The organism is Paenibacillus sp. B1-35 (assembly GCF_050474385.1).
Classification (GTDB): Bacteria; Bacillota; Bacilli; order Paenibacillales; family Paenibacillaceae; genus Paenibacillus_B; species Paenibacillus_B alvei.
In genome coordinates this window covers 484473-503791 of the sequence record NZ_JBCHVJ010000001.1, presented here as the reverse complement: position 1 = coordinate 503791, position 19319 = coordinate 484473, and the positions used below count along the sequence as shown (strand labels likewise).

At 44.9% G+C, this 19319-nt stretch carries 16 protein-coding genes; 4 read left to right on the top strand and 12 right to left on the bottom strand.

Translation table 11 applies throughout. The features are described 5' to 3' along the window. The first annotated feature begins 93 nt into the window (after positions 1-93). The gene (locus ACQ5BJ_RS02325) at positions 94-1638 is read left to right on the top strand and encodes an FAD-dependent oxidoreductase (RefSeq protein ID WP_430108221.1); all 1545 of its coding nucleotides are present in this window, start codon (positions 94-96) and stop codon (positions 1636-1638) included. A 96-nt stretch (positions 1639-1734) separates the two neighbouring features. On the opposite strand, the gene ACQ5BJ_RS02320 is transcribed toward ACQ5BJ_RS02325, so the two are convergent. Then, entirely contained in the window at positions 1735-3777 is a 2043-nt protein-coding gene (locus ACQ5BJ_RS02320; RefSeq protein ID WP_430108218.1) for a M56 family metallopeptidase, read from the bottom strand. Then, positions 3770-4156, bottom strand: coding sequence for a BlaI/MecI/CopY family transcriptional regulator (locus ACQ5BJ_RS02315; protein ID WP_005550926.1), 387 nt, complete (start codon positions 4154-4156; stop codon positions 3770-3772). Before ACQ5BJ_RS02315 ends, ACQ5BJ_RS02320 begins: the two co-directional genes overlap by 8 nt. A gap of 289 nt (positions 4157-4445) precedes the next feature. Between ACQ5BJ_RS02315 and ACQ5BJ_RS02310 the strand changes: the two genes are divergently transcribed. Next, a complete protein-coding gene (locus tag ACQ5BJ_RS02310) occupies positions 4446-5405 on the top strand; it encodes an NADP-dependent oxidoreductase (protein ID WP_005550927.1) in 960 nt (319 codons plus the stop codon). A 155-nt stretch (positions 5406-5560) separates the two neighbouring features. Here ACQ5BJ_RS02310 and ACQ5BJ_RS02305 read toward each other — a convergent pair whose 3' ends face one another. From ACQ5BJ_RS02305 to ACQ5BJ_RS02290, 4 genes are all read right to left on the bottom strand, one after another. Beyond that, the gene (locus ACQ5BJ_RS02305; protein WP_005550928.1) at positions 5561-7435 is read right to left on the bottom strand and encodes an ABC transporter ATP-binding protein; all 1875 of its coding nucleotides are present in this window, start codon (positions 7433-7435) and stop codon (positions 5561-5563) included. Then, the gene (locus ACQ5BJ_RS02300) at positions 7432-9159 is read right to left on the bottom strand and encodes an ABC transporter ATP-binding protein (RefSeq protein WP_005550929.1); all 1728 of its coding nucleotides are present in this window, start codon (positions 9157-9159) and stop codon (positions 7432-7434) included. The genes ACQ5BJ_RS02305 and ACQ5BJ_RS02300 overlap by 4 nt, the downstream gene beginning before the upstream one ends. 31 nt (positions 9160-9190) lie before the next feature. After that, positions 9191-9649, bottom strand: coding sequence for a MarR family winged helix-turn-helix transcriptional regulator (locus tag ACQ5BJ_RS02295; protein ID WP_005550930.1), 459 nt, complete (start codon positions 9647-9649; stop codon positions 9191-9193). A 255-nt stretch (positions 9650-9904) separates the two neighbouring features. After that, on the bottom strand, positions 9905-10606 hold the full coding sequence (locus ACQ5BJ_RS02290; RefSeq protein WP_430108212.1) for a CPBP family intramembrane glutamic endopeptidase: 702 nt from the start codon (positions 10604-10606) through the stop codon (positions 9905-9907). An 87-nt stretch (positions 10607-10693) separates the two neighbouring features. Between ACQ5BJ_RS02290 and ACQ5BJ_RS02285 the strand changes: the two genes are divergently transcribed. Continuing rightward, positions 10694-11440, top strand: a complete 747-nt coding sequence (locus ACQ5BJ_RS02285; protein ID WP_430108209.1) for a MerR family transcriptional regulator — start codon at positions 10694-10696, stop codon at positions 11438-11440. 161 nt (positions 11441-11601) lie between these two features. On the opposite strand, the gene ACQ5BJ_RS02280 is transcribed toward ACQ5BJ_RS02285, so the two are convergent. From ACQ5BJ_RS02280 to ACQ5BJ_RS02260, 5 genes are all read right to left on the bottom strand, one after another. Then, on the bottom strand, positions 11602-12213 hold the full coding sequence (locus ACQ5BJ_RS02280) for an RNA ligase family protein (protein WP_412071004.1): 612 nt from the start codon (positions 12211-12213) through the stop codon (positions 11602-11604). Between the two features lie 37 nt (positions 12214-12250). Then, entirely contained in the window at positions 12251-13210 is a 960-nt protein-coding gene (locus ACQ5BJ_RS02275; RefSeq protein ID WP_430108206.1) for an AAA family ATPase, read from the bottom strand. 50 nt (positions 13211-13260) lie between these two features. Beyond that, positions 13261-13839: a DNA-3-methyladenine glycosylase I gene (locus tag ACQ5BJ_RS02270; protein ID WP_005550935.1), complete on the bottom strand. Its 579-nt coding sequence runs from the start codon at positions 13837-13839 to the stop codon at positions 13261-13263. A 155-nt stretch (positions 13840-13994) separates the two neighbouring features. After that, the gene (locus ACQ5BJ_RS02265; protein ID WP_430108203.1) at positions 13995-15296 is read right to left on the bottom strand and encodes a WD40 repeat domain-containing protein; all 1302 of its coding nucleotides are present in this window, start codon (positions 15294-15296) and stop codon (positions 13995-13997) included. Between the two features lie 42 nt (positions 15297-15338). Further along, complete coding sequence (locus ACQ5BJ_RS02260; protein ID WP_367667872.1) at positions 15339-16400, bottom strand: suppressor of fused domain protein; 1062 nt, start codon at positions 16398-16400, stop codon at positions 15339-15341. Between the two features lie 247 nt (positions 16401-16647). Between ACQ5BJ_RS02260 and ACQ5BJ_RS02255 the strand changes: the two genes are divergently transcribed. Continuing rightward, positions 16648-17649 (top strand): cation diffusion facilitator family transporter, encoded by a 1002-nt coding sequence (locus ACQ5BJ_RS02255; protein ID WP_005550938.1) that lies wholly within the window; start codon positions 16648-16650, stop codon positions 17647-17649. A 122-nt stretch (positions 17650-17771) separates the two neighbouring features. Here the strand turns inward: ACQ5BJ_RS02255 and ACQ5BJ_RS02250 are convergent, their stop codons facing one another. Continuing rightward, positions 17772-19253 (bottom strand): MBL fold metallo-hydrolase, encoded by a 1482-nt coding sequence (locus tag ACQ5BJ_RS02250; RefSeq protein ID WP_289355495.1) that lies wholly within the window; start codon positions 19251-19253, stop codon positions 17772-17774. Positions 19254-19319 lie beyond the last annotated feature (66 nt).

Sequence of the window (19319 nt, the reverse complement as noted above, 5' to 3'; positions counted from 1 at the left end):
TTTCGAATGTACAATTTTAATCTTACACGGGATTAAATACGTTTTCATAAGGAAATGAATAGACAAAGATAAGCAATCAAGGAGGATCGCTCCATGTTTAATAACCACTCGTCTAATCAAGAACTGCCCCAGTTTCCAGAATCCTATTGGCGGGACTCAGTGAAGATCACCTCCTTCCCAAAACTTGCGGAACATAAGGAAGCCGATGTTGTTGTAGTTGGAGGCGGAATTTCCGGCATTACAACAGCCTATCTCTTGGCGAGGGAAGGACTTCAAGTTGTGCTTGTGGAAGCAGGGCAGCTGCTGAATGGCACGACCGGACATACGACCGCGAAAATAACGGCACAACATGATCTCATTTATGATGAGTTTATTCAACATTTCGGTCAAGAGCAGGCACGATTGTATTACCAAGCCAATGACGAAGCGTTGCAATTTATAAGGCACACAGTTAAGGAACATGGTATTCAATGCGATTTTCGTGAGCGGGATGCTTATATCTACACGAATTCAGATGAATATGTAACGAAGCTTGAACAAGAGCTGGCTGCGTATGACAAACTGGGAATTACCGGAGAACTGGTCACCCATTTCGATCTTCCTGTACCGATGAAAAGGGCTCTCGTTATGCGCAAGCAAGCCCAATTTCACCCGCTCAAGTATGTGGACAAGCTGATCCAGTTGTTCATTCAATTCGGCGGTGTGATCCATGAACAGACTACGGTAGACACTGTGGAGAAGGCTGAGACACCTACTGTCATCACTAGGGACGGTTTCAGGCTGACCTGTAAGCATGTCGTATCATGCTCTCACTTCCCGTTTTATGATGGAATGGGATTTTATTTTGCAAGAATGCATGCTGAACGCTCCTATGTCATTGGGATTCCAAGCAAGACCGACCATTGGGGTGGTATGTATATTAGTGCAGAGAATCCGAAGCGGTCTATCCGTACTGCCTCACTGGATACTGGAGAGAACCTGATACTTATAGGCGGTGAAAGTCATAAAACAGGACAGGGCATCTGCACGATCAAGCATTATGAAGAACTGCAAGCCTTTGCTCAATCCGTATTTGGTGCAACTGAAATATCATACCGATGGTCAGCTCAGGATTTAATAACGCTGGATAAAATGCCGTATGTCGGACAAATTTCATCCACATCCCCTAATATCTATGTAGCAACCGGTTATCGAAAATGGGGCATGACTAATAGTACTGCTGCTGCGCTTCTGCTTCGAGATTTGATATTGGGAAAAGAAAACACATATCGGGAATTGTATACGCCCTCTAGGTTCCATGCTGATCCGGATGTGAAGACCTTCTTTGCTCAAAATGCCGACGTAGCCAAACATCTGATCAGCGGCAAACTTGAAACAGTTCACAACAAACCCGAGGATGTCCCAAATGGTGAGGGCGCCGTCGTTACTGTTGATGGGAAAAGAGCTGGAGCTTATCGAGATGAACAGGGTACGCTTCATATTGTGGATACGACGTGCACCCATATGGGATGTGAGCTAGAGTGGAATCACGGTGAACGGAGCTGGGATTGTCCATGCCACGGATCTAGGTTTTCTATTGACGGTGAGGTAATGGAGGGGCCAGCGAAAAAACCATTGAATAAGATAGTAGAATCCTGAATATTAACGATTCAGGATTCCTTCAATGCACGAATACAATACTTGTTAAACTCAACTATCTCGTAATTCGAATACAGTAAATCAGAACTGACTGCTTCATTTCGTATAGTCGTTAATCATCCATATTTGACCGTTCTCGTTGTACGCTATCCCAAATATACGTTTCCCATCTTTTATAAATTCAGCAGAACCAGGAGCCTTTGGATTTCTCTTCATCTCAAACTCATATAAATCATAACCCAGCAATTCTGGAACAACAGGGAAAGCTGCTGTCATTAACTCTTCATCTGAGATGTTAAGCAGCCTCTTATTGCGTTGCTCGATAGCTTTGGGGTCAACTGGGTACCGCGATAATGAAGAATCATAGATTTGACGAATCTTATAGGTTTTCGGATCAAAGCTAACACCGCCGTCAGTGCCATAAGACAAATACACGGTATTGTAGCTGTCAGAGAAAAGTTTAGATGCAGCAGTGAGCTGATCAACTTTTCTTCCCCGCAGAACAGCAAGCATATATTGACCTTTTTTATTTTCATCTTCCGAAATTTGATCAGGGCCCACATCATAAGACGTAGTAATTTTGTCATTCAAAAAGAGCACTTCAACTCGTTGATCGTGCTGATTTTGTAGCAATCTCGTTTGAACTGTAAATTCATTCGTGTATGGATCATTAAAAATGGTACGACTTATTTTAAAATTAGGATTTCCTTTGTATCCATTCTCTTGAAGTGCTTGTGCAGCCTTCGTCAGTATTTCAGGGCCAACGGCCTCAGGTGTAAGATTTAAACCTAACTCAACTCTGCTAAGCTTGCCGGTTTGCGAACTTACCCATATGTAGCGATGACCGGGACCGTCGCTTGGTGAGCTTTTGAATTCTAGGAACAAATCCTTCGTTCCTTCTGCGGGCATGATCTTTTTGAGCGCAAGCGGCTTGCCAAGTTGCTGCATGACATCACTAACCGTTTGCTTCACTGTATTTCGGATTTTTTCATTCACCTGGTTAAATAATAGCTCGTTTGCATACAGCTCTAGAATTTCGGATTTCTTCGCCCCTGGTTCTTCCTCCGCTGCATTCGTCAAGGCAACACAGGAAAAAATAGTAATAATCGCAATACCGAGCACGGTCCATTTATACGAGCCTCGTTTGAATAAAGCAATCATGTTGATTCTCCTTTTAATGAGGGATTTGTCGCTTGTAAAGCTCGTCGCAACGACAGGTCGAAAGCGGCCTGCCATATTCGCTTCCACCAGCTTGACAATGGTGTATCCATATTGCTTGACCTCATCCGCCTCCAAATTGGAAATGACGCGATCGTCACAAGACAATTCCTGATCTTCCCTCATTTTCTTAGATGCGTACCATAGAATCGGGTTGAACCAATTTAGAATAAGTAGAATGGTAAATAACCAGTTCGTGATAATATCCTTTCTTATGTAATGAACAAGCTCATGAAGCAGGATATGTCTTAGTTCATCACTGCTGAATTGCGCAAAGTACTTGCCTGGCAGCAAAATTTTTGGTCGTAAAATCCCATACAGTGTAGGACTGTTCACTCCATTCGATACTAGAAGCGGCAGTGTTCTCTTTATTTTCAAATCTCCATGGCATTGCTGAAGTACGCGCAAGCTGTCTTCATCGGATACGGCATGGGCTTCTTTCATCATCCTGCGCGAAAATTTGTGATTCGAGAGAAGCACATAGATCGTGATTGCCAATACACCGATTAACCAGCCAAGTGACAATGCAGATTGAATGAATGTAGGGTTTTCGTCATCTGTGACGTTTGACTCATTCGTGTCATACATGCTTTTTTCCTGAATGCTGCTGGATCCGTCCATGCCGGCTGTACGTTCCGCTAATAATCTTGTCATATCATCTTCAACTGCCGAGAAAGGAAACGCAATTGGTTTATCTGCAATTGAAAATAAATTGTACAAGCTGATCGAGCTTTCAGGTACCCAAGGCAGCATCAGCCTGGCAAGCAGTACAAACCAGAGCAAGTACTGCCACTTTATCGGTAGACGATCCTTCCATACAATCCTCACAAACAAGATAAGAATGGCAATGATTGAGGCCATTAAGGAAGTCTTGGCAATCCAATCGAAGATCGTAGTTAACCATGTAAAAAAGCTATTCATTTCTGCGCTGCCCCTCATCAAGTATTTTCTTAAGCTCCTCTACCTCTTCCGTGGATAGCTTCTCTTGCTTCAGGAAATTAACGAACATTGGCTTCAAGGAACCGCCATATAGACGCTGCAAGAAGGAATTGCTTTCTGCCCTGACGCACTCTTCTTCACTAACTAATGGATAATATTGATAGGTCTTCCCTTCCTGTTCATATCCGAGTGCATTTTTTTTAAGTAATCTGTTAATAAGCGATTTTATGGTGGCTGGCTTCCAGTCCGTGTTTTCACCAAGTTTTTCGATGACTTCATTTGCCGTTGCCTTGGCAGTCGCACTCCAGAAGACCTTCATCACTTCCCACTCAGCCTCTGAGATTCGCGGAATCTCTTTCATTTCTACATCCCTCTCTCTGTTGATTACATATGTAATTGATATCTCGCATAATGATTACATATGTAATCATTAAATGTCAAATTTTATTTTCCGCAGCGCACCTATCTGCCTGCATTCACGAAATATCACAATCAATAAGGCACGTAATATATGTTATGTAAACTAATGATGTACTCTTTATATTAGTATAAAATATATCCGTTAAGGGCTATTTTGGATTTTCATCATACAAGAAGCTATACTAGAATAAAATGACCTACGGTAATAAATATAGAAGGAGAGTTTTATTATGATAGGGATCGGTATTGAAAATTATGGAGATGAATCGGCGCTTAAAGTGGTTCATGTTCCGACAGAACCATTAGGATCTAACGACCTACTCATTTCAATAAAAGCTAGTGGGGTAAACCCTGTAGACTGGAAAGTACGGGAAGGACATTTGAAAGAAAGCTTTCCATATAAATTCCCTCTAATCTTGGGGTGGGATGCGGCAGGTAAAATAGCAGCTTGCGGAACGGATGTAAAAGACTTTCAAGTGGGAGACAATGTTTTCTTCCGTCCAGAAATGGAGAAACAAGGCACGTACGCGGATGAAATTGTTGTTCCTGCAAATCTTGTTGCTCCAATGCCTCGTGATTTGACGTATGTCGAAGCAGCATCACTCCCGCTCGTGGGCCTGACGGTATGGCAGGCTCTAGTAGAAGTGGGAAATGTTCAAGCTGGCGATAGCGTTCTTATTTTAGCGGGCAGTGGTGGAATTGGTTCATTTGCCATTCAATTGGCAAAAGCGCTTGGGGCTCATGTGACAACGACAACAAGCGCTAAAAACATTGATTTTGTAAAAGAATTAGGCGCAGATAAAGTGATTGCATACGATCAGGAAAGCATTCGAGATTCAGAAATAGAATTTGATTTTATGCTCGATACACTCGGGGGTTCTTCATTCGAGGAAGCATTAACCTGTATGAAGCTTCAATCAACGGTGGCTACAATATTCGGCGGGCCCAATGAAGTTCGGCCTGATTCCACAAAAAAAATAGAGGTGGAGCGTCAACTGAACGTTGAATATGTGTTCACGCGTCCGGATGGGGAAAACATGAATCATATTCGAGAACTGGTCGAATTTCAAAAAGTTAGACCGATTATAGGGGAAGTCTATCCCATGACGGTCGATGGAGTAAGAAGAGCTCATCTTTCCAATCAAACAGGCCGCACACGAGGTAAGATCGTTCTAAGCAGAGAAGATTGAACTTATAAATTGCGCAAACTAAAAAACCAGCTACTATCATGACAAGATAATAGCTGGTTTTTTGTCGCGGTTCAAAATAAGGCAACCACATTAAGTTAAGAAAAATAGCCCGAGCAACGAGATCCTTCAAGGATTTGTATGCTCGGACTATCGTGTTAAATTGCTTCTGGTGTTGTCGCCTCAAATTGACTATTATAAAGATCAGCATAGAAGCCTTTTTGTTTAAGCAGCTCATCATGAGTACCTTGCTCAAGCACAGTACCTTTGTTCATAACGAGAATAAGGTCTGCATTTCGGATCGTCGACAAACGATGGGCAATCACGAAGCTCGTTCTCCCCTTCATCAGTTCGTTCATCGCTTTTTGGATTTGAACTTCAGTACGAGTATCGACGCTGCTTGTTGCTTCATCCAATATGAGAATGGATGGGTTCGCAAGAATCGCGCGAGCTATCGTGAGAAGCTGCTTCTGGCCTTGCGAGATGTTGGATGCTTCTTCGTTCAAAACCGTATCATAGCCCTTTGGAAGCGTCCGGATAAAGTGATCGGCGTGTGCAGCCTTGGCCGCCCGTATGATTTCTGCCTCCGAAGCCCCTTTTCGACCATACGCAATATTATCGCGTATAGTGCCATTGAAAAGCCAAGTATCTTGAAGCACCATGCCGAACATCGACCGCAGGCGGCTGCGTTCCATGTCGGTTATATCCACGCCATCGATCTTGATGGCACCGCCATTGATTTCATAGAAACGCATCAATAAATTAATGAGTGTCGTCTTGCCAGCGCCTGTTGGGCCTACAATCGCAATCATCTGACCTGGCTTCACGTGAATATTCATGTCAGTAATAAGCAGTTCATCTTCTTTATAACCAAATTGTACATGTTCGAAGTCCACTTGTCCGACTGGATGTGCAATTTCGAGTGGCTTCGCTGCTTCTGGAACCTCTTCTACCTCATCAAGCACTTCGAACACCCGCTCGGCCGACGCAATCGTCGATTGAATGACGTTTGCAATGTTGGCTGTTTGCGCAATTGGTTGCGTGAATTGTCGTGCGTATTGAATGAATGCTTGAATATCACCGATTTCAATGGATTTCTTTGTAACGAGCAATCCGCCAACCACACAAATCAGCACATAGCCGATATTTCCGATGAAGTTCATGAGCGGCATAATCATACCCGAAATGAATTGTGCCTTCCAACCTGATTCGTACAAGCGTTCATTAACCTCGTTAAATTCTTCGAGCGACTTCTCTTCATGACCAAAAGCTTTCACAATATTATGGCCCGTATACATTTCTTCCACATGACCGTTCAGCTCACCAAGTGATTTTTGCTGACTCATAAAATGCTTCTGAGATCTTGAGGCAACCATTTTAATGACGATCGCACTCAGCGGCAATGTAAGCATACAGATAAGGGTTAACAGCGGGCTAATGGTTAACATCATCACGATTACACCAATAATCGTAATAATCGAAGTAATTAACTGCGTTAAACTTTGCTGCAGCGTTGTACTGATATTATCAACATCATTCGTAACTCTGCTTAATATCTCACCGTGTGTTCGAGCATCAAAGTATTTGAGAGGCAAACGGTTCAGCTTATCATTGACTTGCTTCCGCATATCAAATACGATTTTCTGCGCTACGCCTGCCATTACATATTGTTGAATATAACTGAAGAATGCACTGAACAAGTAGAGGCCAACGAGCAACAGCAGGATATTGTTAATAAAGTCAAAGTCCATGACGGCTGGGAGCCCGTTGAATTTCGCCATTGTAAATTCAAACAGCTTAGTTGTTGCTTTACCCATAATTTTAGGACTGACAATCGAGAAAATGGTGCTGCAAATTGCCATTACAAATATGATAATCAGCTTCGTTCGGCTAGGTTTTAAATAACCGAGCAGCCGTTTTAATGTGCCTTTAAAATCCTTAGCCTTATCGCCAGGCATCATCATACCTGGACCCATAGGACCACCGCCGCCATGCTTGCGGCCTGCTTGTGCTGATTTGTTTCGCTCACTCATGCGATCTCCTCCTCTGACAGCTGTGAGGATACAATCTCACGGTATACTTCGCTGGATTCCAACAGTTCTTGATGTGTGCCGATATCTGCGATTCGTCCTTCCTCCAGCACAATGATTCGATCTGCGTTCTTTACCGTACTTACACGCTGGGCAACGATAATGACGGTAGCTGTCGTTGTTTCACTCTTCAATGCAGCCCGCAGCTTGGCATCCGTCTTAAAGTCCAATGCTGAGAAGCTGTCATCGAAGATATAAATCTCCGGCTTACGGATTAATGCGCGCGCAATGGATAAGCGCTGCTTCTGGCCGCCTGATACGTTTGTTCCCCCTTGGGAAATCGGTGATTCATACCCATCAGGCATTGCTGCAATGAAGTCAGCAGCTTGAGCAACCTCTGCTGCATGCTGAATCTCTTTAACAGTAGCATCTTGCTTGCCATAACGGATATTATCTGTAATCGTGCCTGAGAATAGTACAGCCTTCTGCGGCACATAACCAATTTTCTCGCGCAAGTCCTCTTGCGACAGCTCTCTAATGTCTATTCCATCAATAAGAACTCGACCGCTGTCTACATCGTAAAAGCGTGGAATCAGATTCAGCAGTGTTGATTTTCCGGAACCTGTACCGCCAATAATCGCCGTTGTCTCTCCAGGACGTGCGCTGAAAGAAATATTGGATAAAGCCGGATTCTCTGCACCCGGATAACTGAACGTCACGCGATCAAACTCAATATAGCCGCGAAGTCCTTCTGCTTTCTTGACATGCTCTTGATCGCGAATGACAGGCTCCATGTCAAGAACTTCGTTAATTCGAGTGGCTGATGCAGAGGCGCGCGGTATCATAACAAAGATGATCGATACCATGACAAGGGAGAACATAATTTGAGCCGCATACTGAATGAATGCCATCAAATCGCCGACCTGCATGCTGCCTGCATGGATTCGATCTGTACCGAACCATATAATCGCAAGCGTCGAAAAGTTAAAGGCAAGCATAATGACAGGCATCAGTGATGCCATAATGCGGTTCACCTTGACCGCAGTTTGCGTCAGGTCTGTATTGGCTTCATTGAAACGATCCTTTTCGTGCTCCGTCCGATTAAATGAACGAATAACCCGAATGCCAATCAAGCTTTCACGCAGCACTTGGTTCAGCTTATCGAGCTTCTTCTGCTGTGCCTTAAAGAGCGGTATCCCTTTACTGGCTACTAAATAGATTGCTAGGGCCAAGATTGGAATGACAACGGCCAGCACCAACGTAAGCTTGGCATCCTTATTAACGGCCATAATAATTCCCCCGATGCACATCATCGGAGCGCTGATCATCATGCGCAGAATCATGACAAGCACCTGCTGTACTTGTGTAATGTCATTGGTTGTGCGTGTAATAAGCGAAGCTGTACCTATGTTGTCAAATTCTTGCAAGGAAAAATGCTGGACATGGTTAAATACCTTTCCGCGCATCAATTTCCCATAGCCCATAGCAACCTTGGCCGATAAGTAACTGCTCACGATTGCACAGATTGTGCCTCCGATAGCTACTGCCAGCATGAGGCCTCCAATTTTCCAAATGTACGGGACATCCCCCTTCGAAATCCCGAAATTCACTATATCAGACATAAGCGTCGGCAAATACAGCTCCGACAGCGATTGTATGAAGACAAGCGCTAATACAATGCCAATTGGGACTCGGTATGGTTTCAAATACCGAAATAATTTCATCATGCTTCCTCAACTCCATCTCCATCGTGTGACTCTATTTTTCTCTTTCTTGGCTGCGCATTTCGTAATATTCATATACTTTCTTCAATAAATCCGCAAGATGAAGGCTTTCCTCCTCACCTAGATGCTTAATCAAGCCATTAATCTGTTCCTCGAATTGTTTCTGACCTTCTTCTGTCGTCTTGTAACCTTCTTCGGTCAGTTTTACTCGAACCGCGCGCCTGTCTGCCTTATCCATAAACCTTTCGACAAGACCTTTTTTCTCTAGCATGTTCAATGTTTGCGTTACCGTAGGTGAGGTAAGCCGTAAATGACTGCCGATATCGGACACCCGCATTGCAGGCTCCCCTTCTTGAGCATGGCGCTTGATGCAGAACAGCATCATCATTTCACTGCGCTTCTTGCCAGCGTTCATTCGCTGATTCCATTCTGCCTTATTGAATCGCATAAACGATTGGACAAGCTTATAAGCCGTCGTATCTGGATCAAACATTTCCGCATCACCTCATCGTTTCTAGAACATATGTCCAAGTCTCGTCTCTATATTAGATCATCTAACTATTAGGCATTCAAATAATTAGGTTATCTATCTATTTATTTTACCATTGAATTATATACCTCTAAAATATCTGTGTCAAATTGATCTCACCCTGTCTTTATAAGTATTCTGTCAGCAGAAAATGCAAAAAAAGACAACTACGTCCAGAACGAAGTTGTCTAATGATTGCAGGATTATGGTAACCATCATTTACCCAGTCACCGTTAATAGAACACCAATCGTATTCGTAAAGCTATGGACAAGGATAGCGGGCACAACAGAACCCGTTCGTTCGTAAGCCCAAGCGAAAATGACTCCGCCAATGAAATTAACGGGCATAGCATTGGTCGTTGGGTAGTGCGCTGCTGTAAAGATCAACGCGCTAATAAGGATTGCTCCCCCCATTCCAACACGTGTCCGAAGCCAACGATAGATGAAGCCGCGATAAAAGATTTCCTCATATACAGGCGAAATAATCCCTGCCGATACAATACCAAGGAATAACGTAAATAATGTGACATTTTGCTTGAGACTCTCCGTTTTGCTGTTTTCCACCGTATTCCCAAGCAGGCTGGTTAGATAAACTGCAGCCAAGCTGAATATGATAAGTAACAAGATCCAGCCTATGATTTTCCACCAAACTCTAGCAGGAAATGCTCTAACACCTACATCTAGCCAAGACAGAGACTTTGGTCGCAAAGCAATAAAATAGGTGCCCAGTATTAATGTAATCGCAATGGTGAGACCCGTTAGCGTCCCGGCATATAGCGTATTATCAAACCATTCGACGTACAACTGCTGAAGCGGATATTTAATCACAACGATTACAAATACGAATTCAAGTGCCAGTAAAGCTAGCATTTCGCGCCAAGTCCAAGGATCACTTTTCTTCCACATCTCTGTTATCTTCAAACTTCATCCCTCAATCCTCTGTGTTATAATCCAACTATATTAGGTGACGTTACGTAACCTGCAAGCACTTTTTTCAGGAGGACTGACATGAATCGTTGGACAACAGGACAGGTTTCGAAGATGAGAAATGTATCCGTACGAACATTGCGTTATTATGATGTCATTGGTCTGCTTACGCCGAGTCAAAAGGAAGACAACGGTCGACGCTACTATTCGGAGACAGATTTATTTACACTTGAGAAGATCACGCTTTTGAAGTCATTGTCGCTTCCGCTGGAGGATATTCAGCAATTGATAGACAAGCTCTCTTACCGCCATATCTTAACTGCACATTATAACCTTCTTCAGGAGCAGTTAACATCGCTGCAGACGAGCATTTCCAATACAGCCACTCTCATACATATGATTGATATAGAAGGAAATCTTTCTTGGGAGAAGGTATCGAATCTTGTGCAAAACGCGCCTGCAAATTCGAAGCAGTGGATGGATTATTTCGAAGAGGAAGAAAGCGAATTATTGCGCCGTACACTACCTAATCTCGGCAACAGCGACCCGTTAACTCAACAGTATGCGTCCTTGCTGCGGCGGATTGAATGGTGCATCCAACAGTCTATCCTGCCAGAATCCGATGAAGGCTATAAAATTGCAAACGAGATGCATGAGCTGTCGATGATCACATTTGATGGTGATGAGGAGTTAATCGAAAAGTTCTGGGAAGTAAGGAAACGTCCAGTCAGTGAGACGGGGTTATTTCCGATATCCGACGAGGTATTGGAGTTTGTAGAAAGAAGCACAGCGTATGCCCTGGAGCAAGAAAAAGCAGAGATAAAATAATATAGGAAATCTACGCCAGCTGCATGCCGTGTTACGGAGGTTAAGCTGGTTTTTTGCTGTGATCTTATGTATTTCTGCTTCTGATGGGTACTTCCATTATGGATTACATGATTCCCATTCCTTTCTTGTAGTCATTTATCGTATAAAAATCGCAAAATCGATTATCGGATTATGAGTCTATTTGGCTCGATTGGCTTGCTTAACCAGTGCTCATCGGTTTGCACATGATTGCGACGGACAAACTTTGCCACGCTGTCCTTGAATGCATCATATTGAAATGCTGACGTAAGCCGGACAACATAGCCCTCCTGTTCCCCACCGCAGCGCGATTGCATCGTATAGCATTTTTTAGCAGCCTCTTCATCCCATATTCCCCGATACAGCACCGGAACGACAGCAAGCTGAAGCTTATCAGCCCATTCGAGAGTATCATCCCACGATAGGCATATGTTCTGCTCATTCCATACGGAGAACAGCAAGAAATAACTCGGCAAATCCGTATAGTATAGCGAATGCTTCGCGTACACATTTTCACCGCACAATCGATAGCCTTCCGGGATCAGATATTGAATTCCACCATGCAGCATTTTAACAATGTGCCGAGACGGATGATCCTTACTGTCCAGTGAACGAGCATGGATACCATTCGTATACATCGTCGTATTCTCCCCATCCATCTTTTCTGTAACGACAACCTCGCGCCCGATAAAATGATTCGTATTCCGCAATATTTTATCGTCATTCGTATAGCTTCTCGACCATGGAAGGTGCATCGTTTTTGGATATTTGATTTTCACTTCGGTCACCTCCTTATTTCGCGAAAGTGTCGGCTTCCGCAAAAAAATACAATTGGGCCAGCATTTCCTCGCCTAGCAAATGATAAATATGGGATGCTCCGGCATCCCCGCCGTGCAGGATCTCCATATGGAAGCTGACTAAATTAACGACCTGCAGGATAAGCTCCTCTTCGTACCCCATTTGCTTCAAAACATGGCACGCGATCGCGGCAGATACATGTTCATGTCCATAATAAGAGTAGTATCCCCGGCTTTGCTTCCACACCTTGCAGAATGGCTTACCTGCATCATGAAACAGTGCTGCAAGCTGCATAGCCAGCATGTTGTCCCCTTCATAACATACACGCACATATTCAAGCACCGCATAGGTATGCTCAGACAGTGTTTTCGAATGATGCGGGTTCTGCTGGTCATACCCTACCATCAATTGAAAATGTGGGGATTTGGACAAGTATGCAAACATCTCGTCATGATCAGAATTGTCAGCCAGCAGCTGTTCCAGCTCCGACCGCGCAAGCAAAACTTCAGATGGTGCATGCACAATATGAATCTGTTGGAAGCCTTCGCCAATAACCGGAAACTCAAAATGCTTGGCAAACTTGGACAAAACAGCTTCGTCGATTTTGCGCTTTCTTGATTGTGCCCGCTGGATAGCGATATCATAGGGCGTGCTGAACACATGGCATTCAACCGGAAACTCCTTGAACCGCTTCAGAAACTTCAGTCTGCGGTCGCGGCTAACATTGGTTGCGTCAAACACAACATTGCGTCCTGAAGCCAATGCCTGCTCGATTTGGGCAAACGCTTCATCAAATACAAAATACGTATTTTTTTGCTTCGCCTCGTCTCCAAACAGCCTCTGACGAATGGAATCGGTTGCTACATGAATAGCCTTGTGCTGCTTGCAAAGCTCCTTGGCGTAGTGGCTTTTCCCGCTGCCCGGTATGCCAGCCAGCATGTGAATCGAACTCATCGATTTCTCACCTCCTTTCAAGCCGAAAACATAACAGCTGTACGCAGAGTCTATGATTGAATCGTTTGATGCGACCGATGGCAGAAGCATTCCAACGTATGATCATTCACCATGCCGACCGCCTGCATGAATGAATAACAAATCGTGCTCCCTACGAATGAAAAGCCGTCTTTCTTTAGCGTCTTGCTCATTCTATCGCTGATGGCGGTTGTAACCGGAACCTCCTTGATGGTTGCCCAATGGTTCACAATGGGCTGGTTATCTACGAAACCCCATATGTAATTGGAGAAGGAGCCGTAATCTTTCTGGACTTGCAAAAAGGCGCGTGCGTTTTTAACAACGCTTTGAATTTTCAATTTGTTGCGTACGATACCTGTATCATCAAGCAAGGATTGCAGTTTGCTCTCCGTATACTGAACGATTTTCTCCGCCTCGAATTGATCGAATGCTTCACGGTAGTTGTCTCTCTTCTGTAAAATTGTCCACCAACTGAGCCCTGCCTGCGCACCTTCCAAGCACAGCATTTCAAATAACTTGCGGTCGTCGTATATGGGAACCCCCCACTCTTTGTCATGATAGTCCACATATAAAGGCTCATTCTCTTTTACCCATGCGCAGCGTTTGCTCATCGTAGACCTTCCTTCTTTAATAAGAAATTTAACATATTGATTTTATTCGGAAAAAATATAGCAAGTTCGAATACTTCCTCAGTGAAAAACAGGTATTCCATTTTGTCTGCAATCTTCATTGTCAAATCAGCTTAGTTCTCTGTGCCGTACGCCTACTACCAGCGCAGAGGCTCTTCATCCCGCCACAAAATCCAGCGGTCAACCTCTACAATATTCGCAGTACCGATACTGTAAGCACTTTTCTCTCCGCTCTTTAAATCTATGAGATGAAGCATACCTCCGTATGTACCTACCGCTAATCGAGATTCATCTGGCGAAGCGACAATACCGTATAATGTGCTGCCGACAAAATATCGCCAAATCTCCTTGCCTGTGCTGTCTATTTTGCGCAAATATCCATAGGCATCACCTAAAATATGCCCGTCTGACAATGCGGCAGCAGCATATACGCGCATCTCATCATTCATAAGCGGCCATTCGTATTCTGTCTCAGGTCGGTGCTGTCCAATGTTATCAAGCGGAACTTGTATCGTTGCCCCATTATAGAAATGACATGCATTGTACCAAACTGCACGGCTATCCTTAGCGAACGACGCATAATGAGGATAACTGGATTGCGGCTCGAACGTATGCACCGTTCCACTCGCAACATCTCGCAATAGATGCTCACTACACTGACTGCCGTACGCCAGCCAGCGTCCATCAGGCGATACAACGCCGTGAGCCATATCGATGTGTGTATCCTCGTAATCATATTCCTGTATATCAGCAAGCTCAGGATGCAGCAGCACAACATCATCTTTTTGGATCAAATAGATGCCGTAATCTGTAACGAGAAGAAGCCGTGTTCCGTTGTCAAACGGAATCGCCTCCACAATGTGGCTTGCTGGATGCTCTGAGTCGGCAAGAGATTCCCAATCAGGCAGAATGGCTTTAATGCTTTGCTGAATGTCTTTCCAAGACCATGCGGCAATCTCTTCGCACTCTTCCAAGCTTGAGACTGTTCCCCGTTTTGTATGTATTCCATGTTCCGTTATAAGCGCAAAATCGTTTCCATCCGAAGAGCAGCCCACATGAACTAGGTTTGAAAGCTCTGTAATGCGATCCTGCTGGATGATAAATATGTTTCCGCCATTTGTACTAACAAGAATAGTTCCATCGTTCAAGCAGACAATGGGTTTAACAGCCTGCTGCTTTTCCTGAAAAGCGGATGTAATTGGCCACGATGCTGGCGGAATCTCCTGCCGCAGCCGTTCGGTATCGCCTGTCCGATTGGCAGCCCTTATCATATCAACGATGTCAGCCGCCATGCTCGAACGCTGATCTTCCCCAGGCTCTTGTTGTGCCTGCTCCCAGTTGCTTTCCATTCCGATGCGTACGAATTCATTAATTTCTGCGGCATATCGCTTGCCCTCCGCACGCCACTTCATCGCAATCTCTTCTTTTAACCAGCTCAATGTCGGATTCTCCCCTTGTGCATTGTATCTTTTGTGCCTGCCTTATCCAATAACCTCAACGACGTTGCCTTCTTGATCCTTAATTTCCGTTTTTTCGATCTGAACGACAATGCCTTGCACAGACGCAAGTTCAATAACGCCTGCCTTCGGCTCCAGCTTAGCGCTTAGTTCAGCAGCCGTACGATCATCTACGAACAACTGAATTTCATCTTCTATCGTTTCATATGAGGTATGATCACTGGACTTTATCACGATTCGAACTTCTGATCCTACCAATGTGAGTTCTTTACGCTTTAGTACCCGACCCTGTATCAGCTTTCCGATAATAGCGGCTTGTTTCGCCCCGATAAGAAGCTTAGCCGGCTTCTTGCTCAGCCAGCCATTCTTTCCAGATTCCCATCCTAATTGCTGTACGAATAAGAATCCCGTATTCGAGCCTTCTTCCTGCATGCCGCGTTCGACAGCTTTTACAATTTCAGGTACGCGAAGAAGCGAATCCCGATCTAGATTCGTTATGTAATAAGGCAGATGCGATTGGGAAGCGTTCAGTAGGCCGAGTGTATTCCAAGCTTGCATAGCTTCAAGTTCATCTTTTGTTATCCCTACCATCTGGATGAACTCCATCCTGCCATTCGGGGTATCAATTGCAGGCAATTCGAGATCCTGCATGAAAGCTAGGGCCGTTAATTGTGTATCTGAACCTAAGCATATCGGGCCGTTGGCATCCAAATAATCGCCGGAGCGAAATACATTGCCGGAGTTGAATACGTATCTGCCCATATTTTGCAGCAGATTGAGCGCCCATGCGGGAGGTTCCTCTTCCTCGGGCTGCCTGGCAAGTCTGAACGTGAGCTCAAACCCGTAACCGCTATATGCAGCGTGATCTGATTCCTTATCATAAAGCTCTGAAAATCCATAGGTTATAAAATGCCAATGCGGGTATGGTGAATCCGCTTTGTATGCACTTATTCCGTCCAAAGGATCATCACCGCCCAATGCATACGGAATCATTGTTCCATAATGCTTTGGTTCTTGTTTGCCATAAATTTTTGCTAACGCATGATCAATTGCATCCCAACCGGCGGTGCTTGTCTCTTCGCTCATGTGTCGTCTCCTCCCGCGCTTTTCCATTTATGATGTAGCTATAACGAAAAAACAAATCTCAACTAAAGCGAAATTCTATCAATCTCCTACCTTGGTAATTATATCAACGATAGATGCAAAAATGAAATCTCGAAACTTTTTTTAATTTAGCCGTATTAATAATTGATTGCATAAAGCTTCTTGTAATAAAATAAGTAAGCTTAGTCAACAATTTCATTTAACTTATTCATGATCTTAGGAGGAAGCAATGGATCCCGAACCGGAACGAGAAACAGTATTAGAACTTATTAAGAAAGGAAACAAGTCTTCTGCAATTGCGATGATTGGCAATGCCTTTATTGCAGCTGCGAAAGGCGTAGGCGCTGCGATGAGCGGCAGTGGTGCGATGTTCGCATCTTCCATGCACTCATTGGCGGATAGTGTGAATCAAGGCTTCGTATTTGTCGGCAGCGTGCTATCTGAAAAGAAGCCTACTCGGCAATTCCCTACTGGGTTCGGTCGAGTCATTAATATTTTTTGCATGGTGGCCGTTATCGTCGTTACGATTATGGCCTATGAAACTGTGCGCGAAGGCTGGCATTTAATCCAGCATCCCGCGCAAACAAGCAGCAGTGCATTTTGGATCAATATCGCTGCATTGATTTTTAATCTTGCGGTTGACGGTGCAATCCTATTGAAAGCAATGAAGGAAATTACCAAGGAAGCTAGAGTTGAAACGCGCGGCTTGGGATTTATCCCGGCATCCTTTAAGCACGTTGGACGCTCTGCACCGCCTACCCGGTTGGTTTTTTACGAGGATTTAGTGGCGGTATCGGGTGCTCTTCTAGCCATGATTGCAGTAGTCATTACATCCATGACGGCATTCAAGGCGTTGGATGGCGTAGTAACGATTCTGATCGGCTTTTTAATGGTTGGTGTTGCTTTTCGCGTCGGGTATGACAACATGGTCGGACTTATCGGCGTGGCGGCTCCTCGCGATGTAGCTGAGAAGGTGGCGCTCATTATTCTTTCCGATCAGGATGTAACCGATATTAACGATCTGCGAATTACACAAGAAGGACGTTACTATCACGTAGATGCCATGATAGAAACGCGCAAGGGCTTATCATTAGCCGATGCTGACGATATCATATTCCGCGTTCAAGATAAACTAATTGCTGATCCCGATATTACGGACGTTGTAATCGGAATTATTGAAGACAACGGGGTAAGGGACTGGACGCCGGAAGCGTTGAACGAATTCGCATAATTTCACATAAAACAAGAGCGGCATGGCTCAAGATGATTCTTGATCCTGCCGCTCTTTTTAGTAAGCTAGATGTTAGCTAGAACGAATATCGCTGTAGATTGCTCTCCCTAACCGAAAACTTATCAGTTGCCATTACTTTCTCCAAGTCGAACGAGCGGCTTCTCTGTCGGAAGTCCTTCTTCCTTCCATCTGATGATGCCGCCCAGTAAATTCATAACATTCGAAAAGCCGTGCGCTTGCAGAATACTCGCTGCAATCGCGGAGCGCGCTCCTGTCCGGCATTGAACGAGGACTGGCTTATTAGACGGGACTTCTGGAATGCAAGCGGGCAGCGTGCCCAGTAGAATATGTTTCGCCCCGGGCAGATGCCCCTCCTCCCATTCTGCTGTTGAGCGCACATCCACTATTGTTACCTCATCCGCTCGAACCCTGCCCACGATATCGGAAGGCGTGACCTCCGTGTAGGATTGTAAATCAGACAATGCGGCCTCGCCTCGCTTGTTGCTCCACATCTCTGTCGTGTTTATTGTACCCGCTATGCGATCTATTCCGATTGACCGCAAGTCCCTTAATATATTTCTGAATTGATCAGTATCGCCTATCACGTATAGAGGGCGATCATCACGAACAAGCCAGCCGGCCCATGTCGTAAAGGAACGCTGATATGGAATGTTAATTGTCCCCTTCACATGCTTCGCTGCGAATGAGGAAGATGGACGAGTATCCAGTACAATGGCTCCATTTTCCGCAAGACGGGTTATAGCCGAGATTTCTCCTTCCATCTGTTGTGGCTCAGGAAGCTGATCGAGCAGTACTGCTCCGTCTCGATTCACATGCTTCATACGCGGAAAATAGGTAGGGGGCTCAGGCTGGCCCGCCAGTAAGGCGGTAATAAAAGATTGTTCCTCATCAAACGACAAGGCCCAATTGAAGCGCTTCTCATAACCGACCGTCGAAGACGGGATTGCGCCAAGAGCCTTGCCGCATGCGCTGCCGGCTCCATGTGACGGCCATACCTGTACATATTCAGGCAGAGTCTTGAAGCGTCGCAGAGAGCGGAACATTTGCCGTGCACCTTGCTCGGCCGTACCAGCCATTCCAACTGATTTCTCCAGCAGATCTGGGCGTCCGACATCTCCTACGAAGACGAAGTCGCCTGTGAAGATGCCCATTGGGCAATCGGCTCCCCCACCCTTATCTGTCACTAAATACGACACACTTTCCGGCGTATGTCCAGGCGTGTGCAGCACCTCAAAACTAATGTTGCCAATGTGAAATTTATAGCCGTCCTTAATAATTCGGTACTTGATCTTACCGCTTCCTGTATCGTCCACGTAGCTGTATGCCCAATCCGGGCCTCCCTCGCCGGACAAATAGAGCGTAGCTCCCTGCCTCACTCCCAATTCACGCGCACCCGACACAAAATCAGCATGAATGTGGGTTTCAGCAACTGCGACAATCGCTAACCCCTCGGCTCGTGCCGCAGTACAATACGGTTCAATATCCCGAGCAGGGTCGATTACGATAGCCTCTCCTGTTGCTTGACAGCCTACGAGATACGATGCATGAGCCAGTTTCTCATCATAAAAATAACGTAGCAGCATGAAACTGCCCCTCCCTTCTATTTTGATTCCTCTAAGCAATTCTCCTATAATCAATTCCCATTTAAT

What these genes read in the sequence shown, in the direction of transcription:
- ACQ5BJ_RS02325 (WP_430108221.1), top strand. Translation starts at nt 94, where the DNA reads ATGTTTAATAACCACTCGTCTAATCAAGAACTGCCCCAGTTTCCAGAA.
- ACQ5BJ_RS02320 (WP_430108218.1), bottom strand. Translation starts at nt 3,777, where the DNA reads ATGAATAGCTTTTTTACATGGTTAACTACGATCTTCGATTGGATTGCC.
- ACQ5BJ_RS02315 (WP_005550926.1), bottom strand. Translation starts at nt 4,156, where the DNA reads ATGAAAGAGATTCCGCGAATCTCAGAGGCTGAGTGGGAAGTGATGAAG.
- ACQ5BJ_RS02310 (WP_005550927.1), top strand. Translation starts at nt 4,446, where the DNA reads ATGATAGGGATCGGTATTGAAAATTATGGAGATGAATCGGCGCTTAAA.
- ACQ5BJ_RS02305 (WP_005550928.1), bottom strand. Translation starts at nt 7,435, where the DNA reads ATGAGTGAGCGAAACAAATCAGCACAAGCAGGCCGCAAGCATGGCGGC.
- ACQ5BJ_RS02300 (WP_005550929.1), bottom strand. Translation starts at nt 9,159, where the DNA reads ATGATGAAATTATTTCGGTATTTGAAACCATACCGAGTCCCAATTGGC.
- ACQ5BJ_RS02295 (WP_005550930.1), bottom strand. Translation starts at nt 9,649, where the DNA reads ATGTTTGATCCAGATACGACGGCTTATAAGCTTGTCCAATCGTTTATG.
- ACQ5BJ_RS02285 (WP_430108209.1), top strand. Translation starts at nt 10,694, where the DNA reads ATGAATCGTTGGACAACAGGACAGGTTTCGAAGATGAGAAATGTATCC.
- ACQ5BJ_RS02280 (WP_412071004.1), bottom strand. Translation starts at nt 12,213, where the DNA reads ATGCACCTTCCATGGTCGAGAAGCTATACGAATGACGATAAAATATTG.
- ACQ5BJ_RS02275 (WP_430108206.1), bottom strand. Translation starts at nt 13,210, where the DNA reads ATGAGTTCGATTCACATGCTGGCTGGCATACCGGGCAGCGGGAAAAGC.
- ACQ5BJ_RS02270 (WP_005550935.1), bottom strand. Translation starts at nt 13,839, where the DNA reads ATGAGCAAACGCTGCGCATGGGTAAAAGAGAATGAGCCTTTATATGTG.
- ACQ5BJ_RS02260 (WP_367667872.1), bottom strand. Translation starts at nt 16,400, where the DNA reads ATGAGCGAAGAGACAAGCACCGCCGGTTGGGATGCAATTGATCATGCG.
- ACQ5BJ_RS02255 (WP_005550938.1), top strand. Translation starts at nt 16,648, where the DNA reads ATGGATCCCGAACCGGAACGAGAAACAGTATTAGAACTTATTAAGAAA.
- ACQ5BJ_RS02250 (WP_289355495.1), bottom strand. Translation starts at nt 19,253, where the DNA reads ATGCTGCTACGTTATTTTTATGATGAGAAACTGGCTCATGCATCGTAT.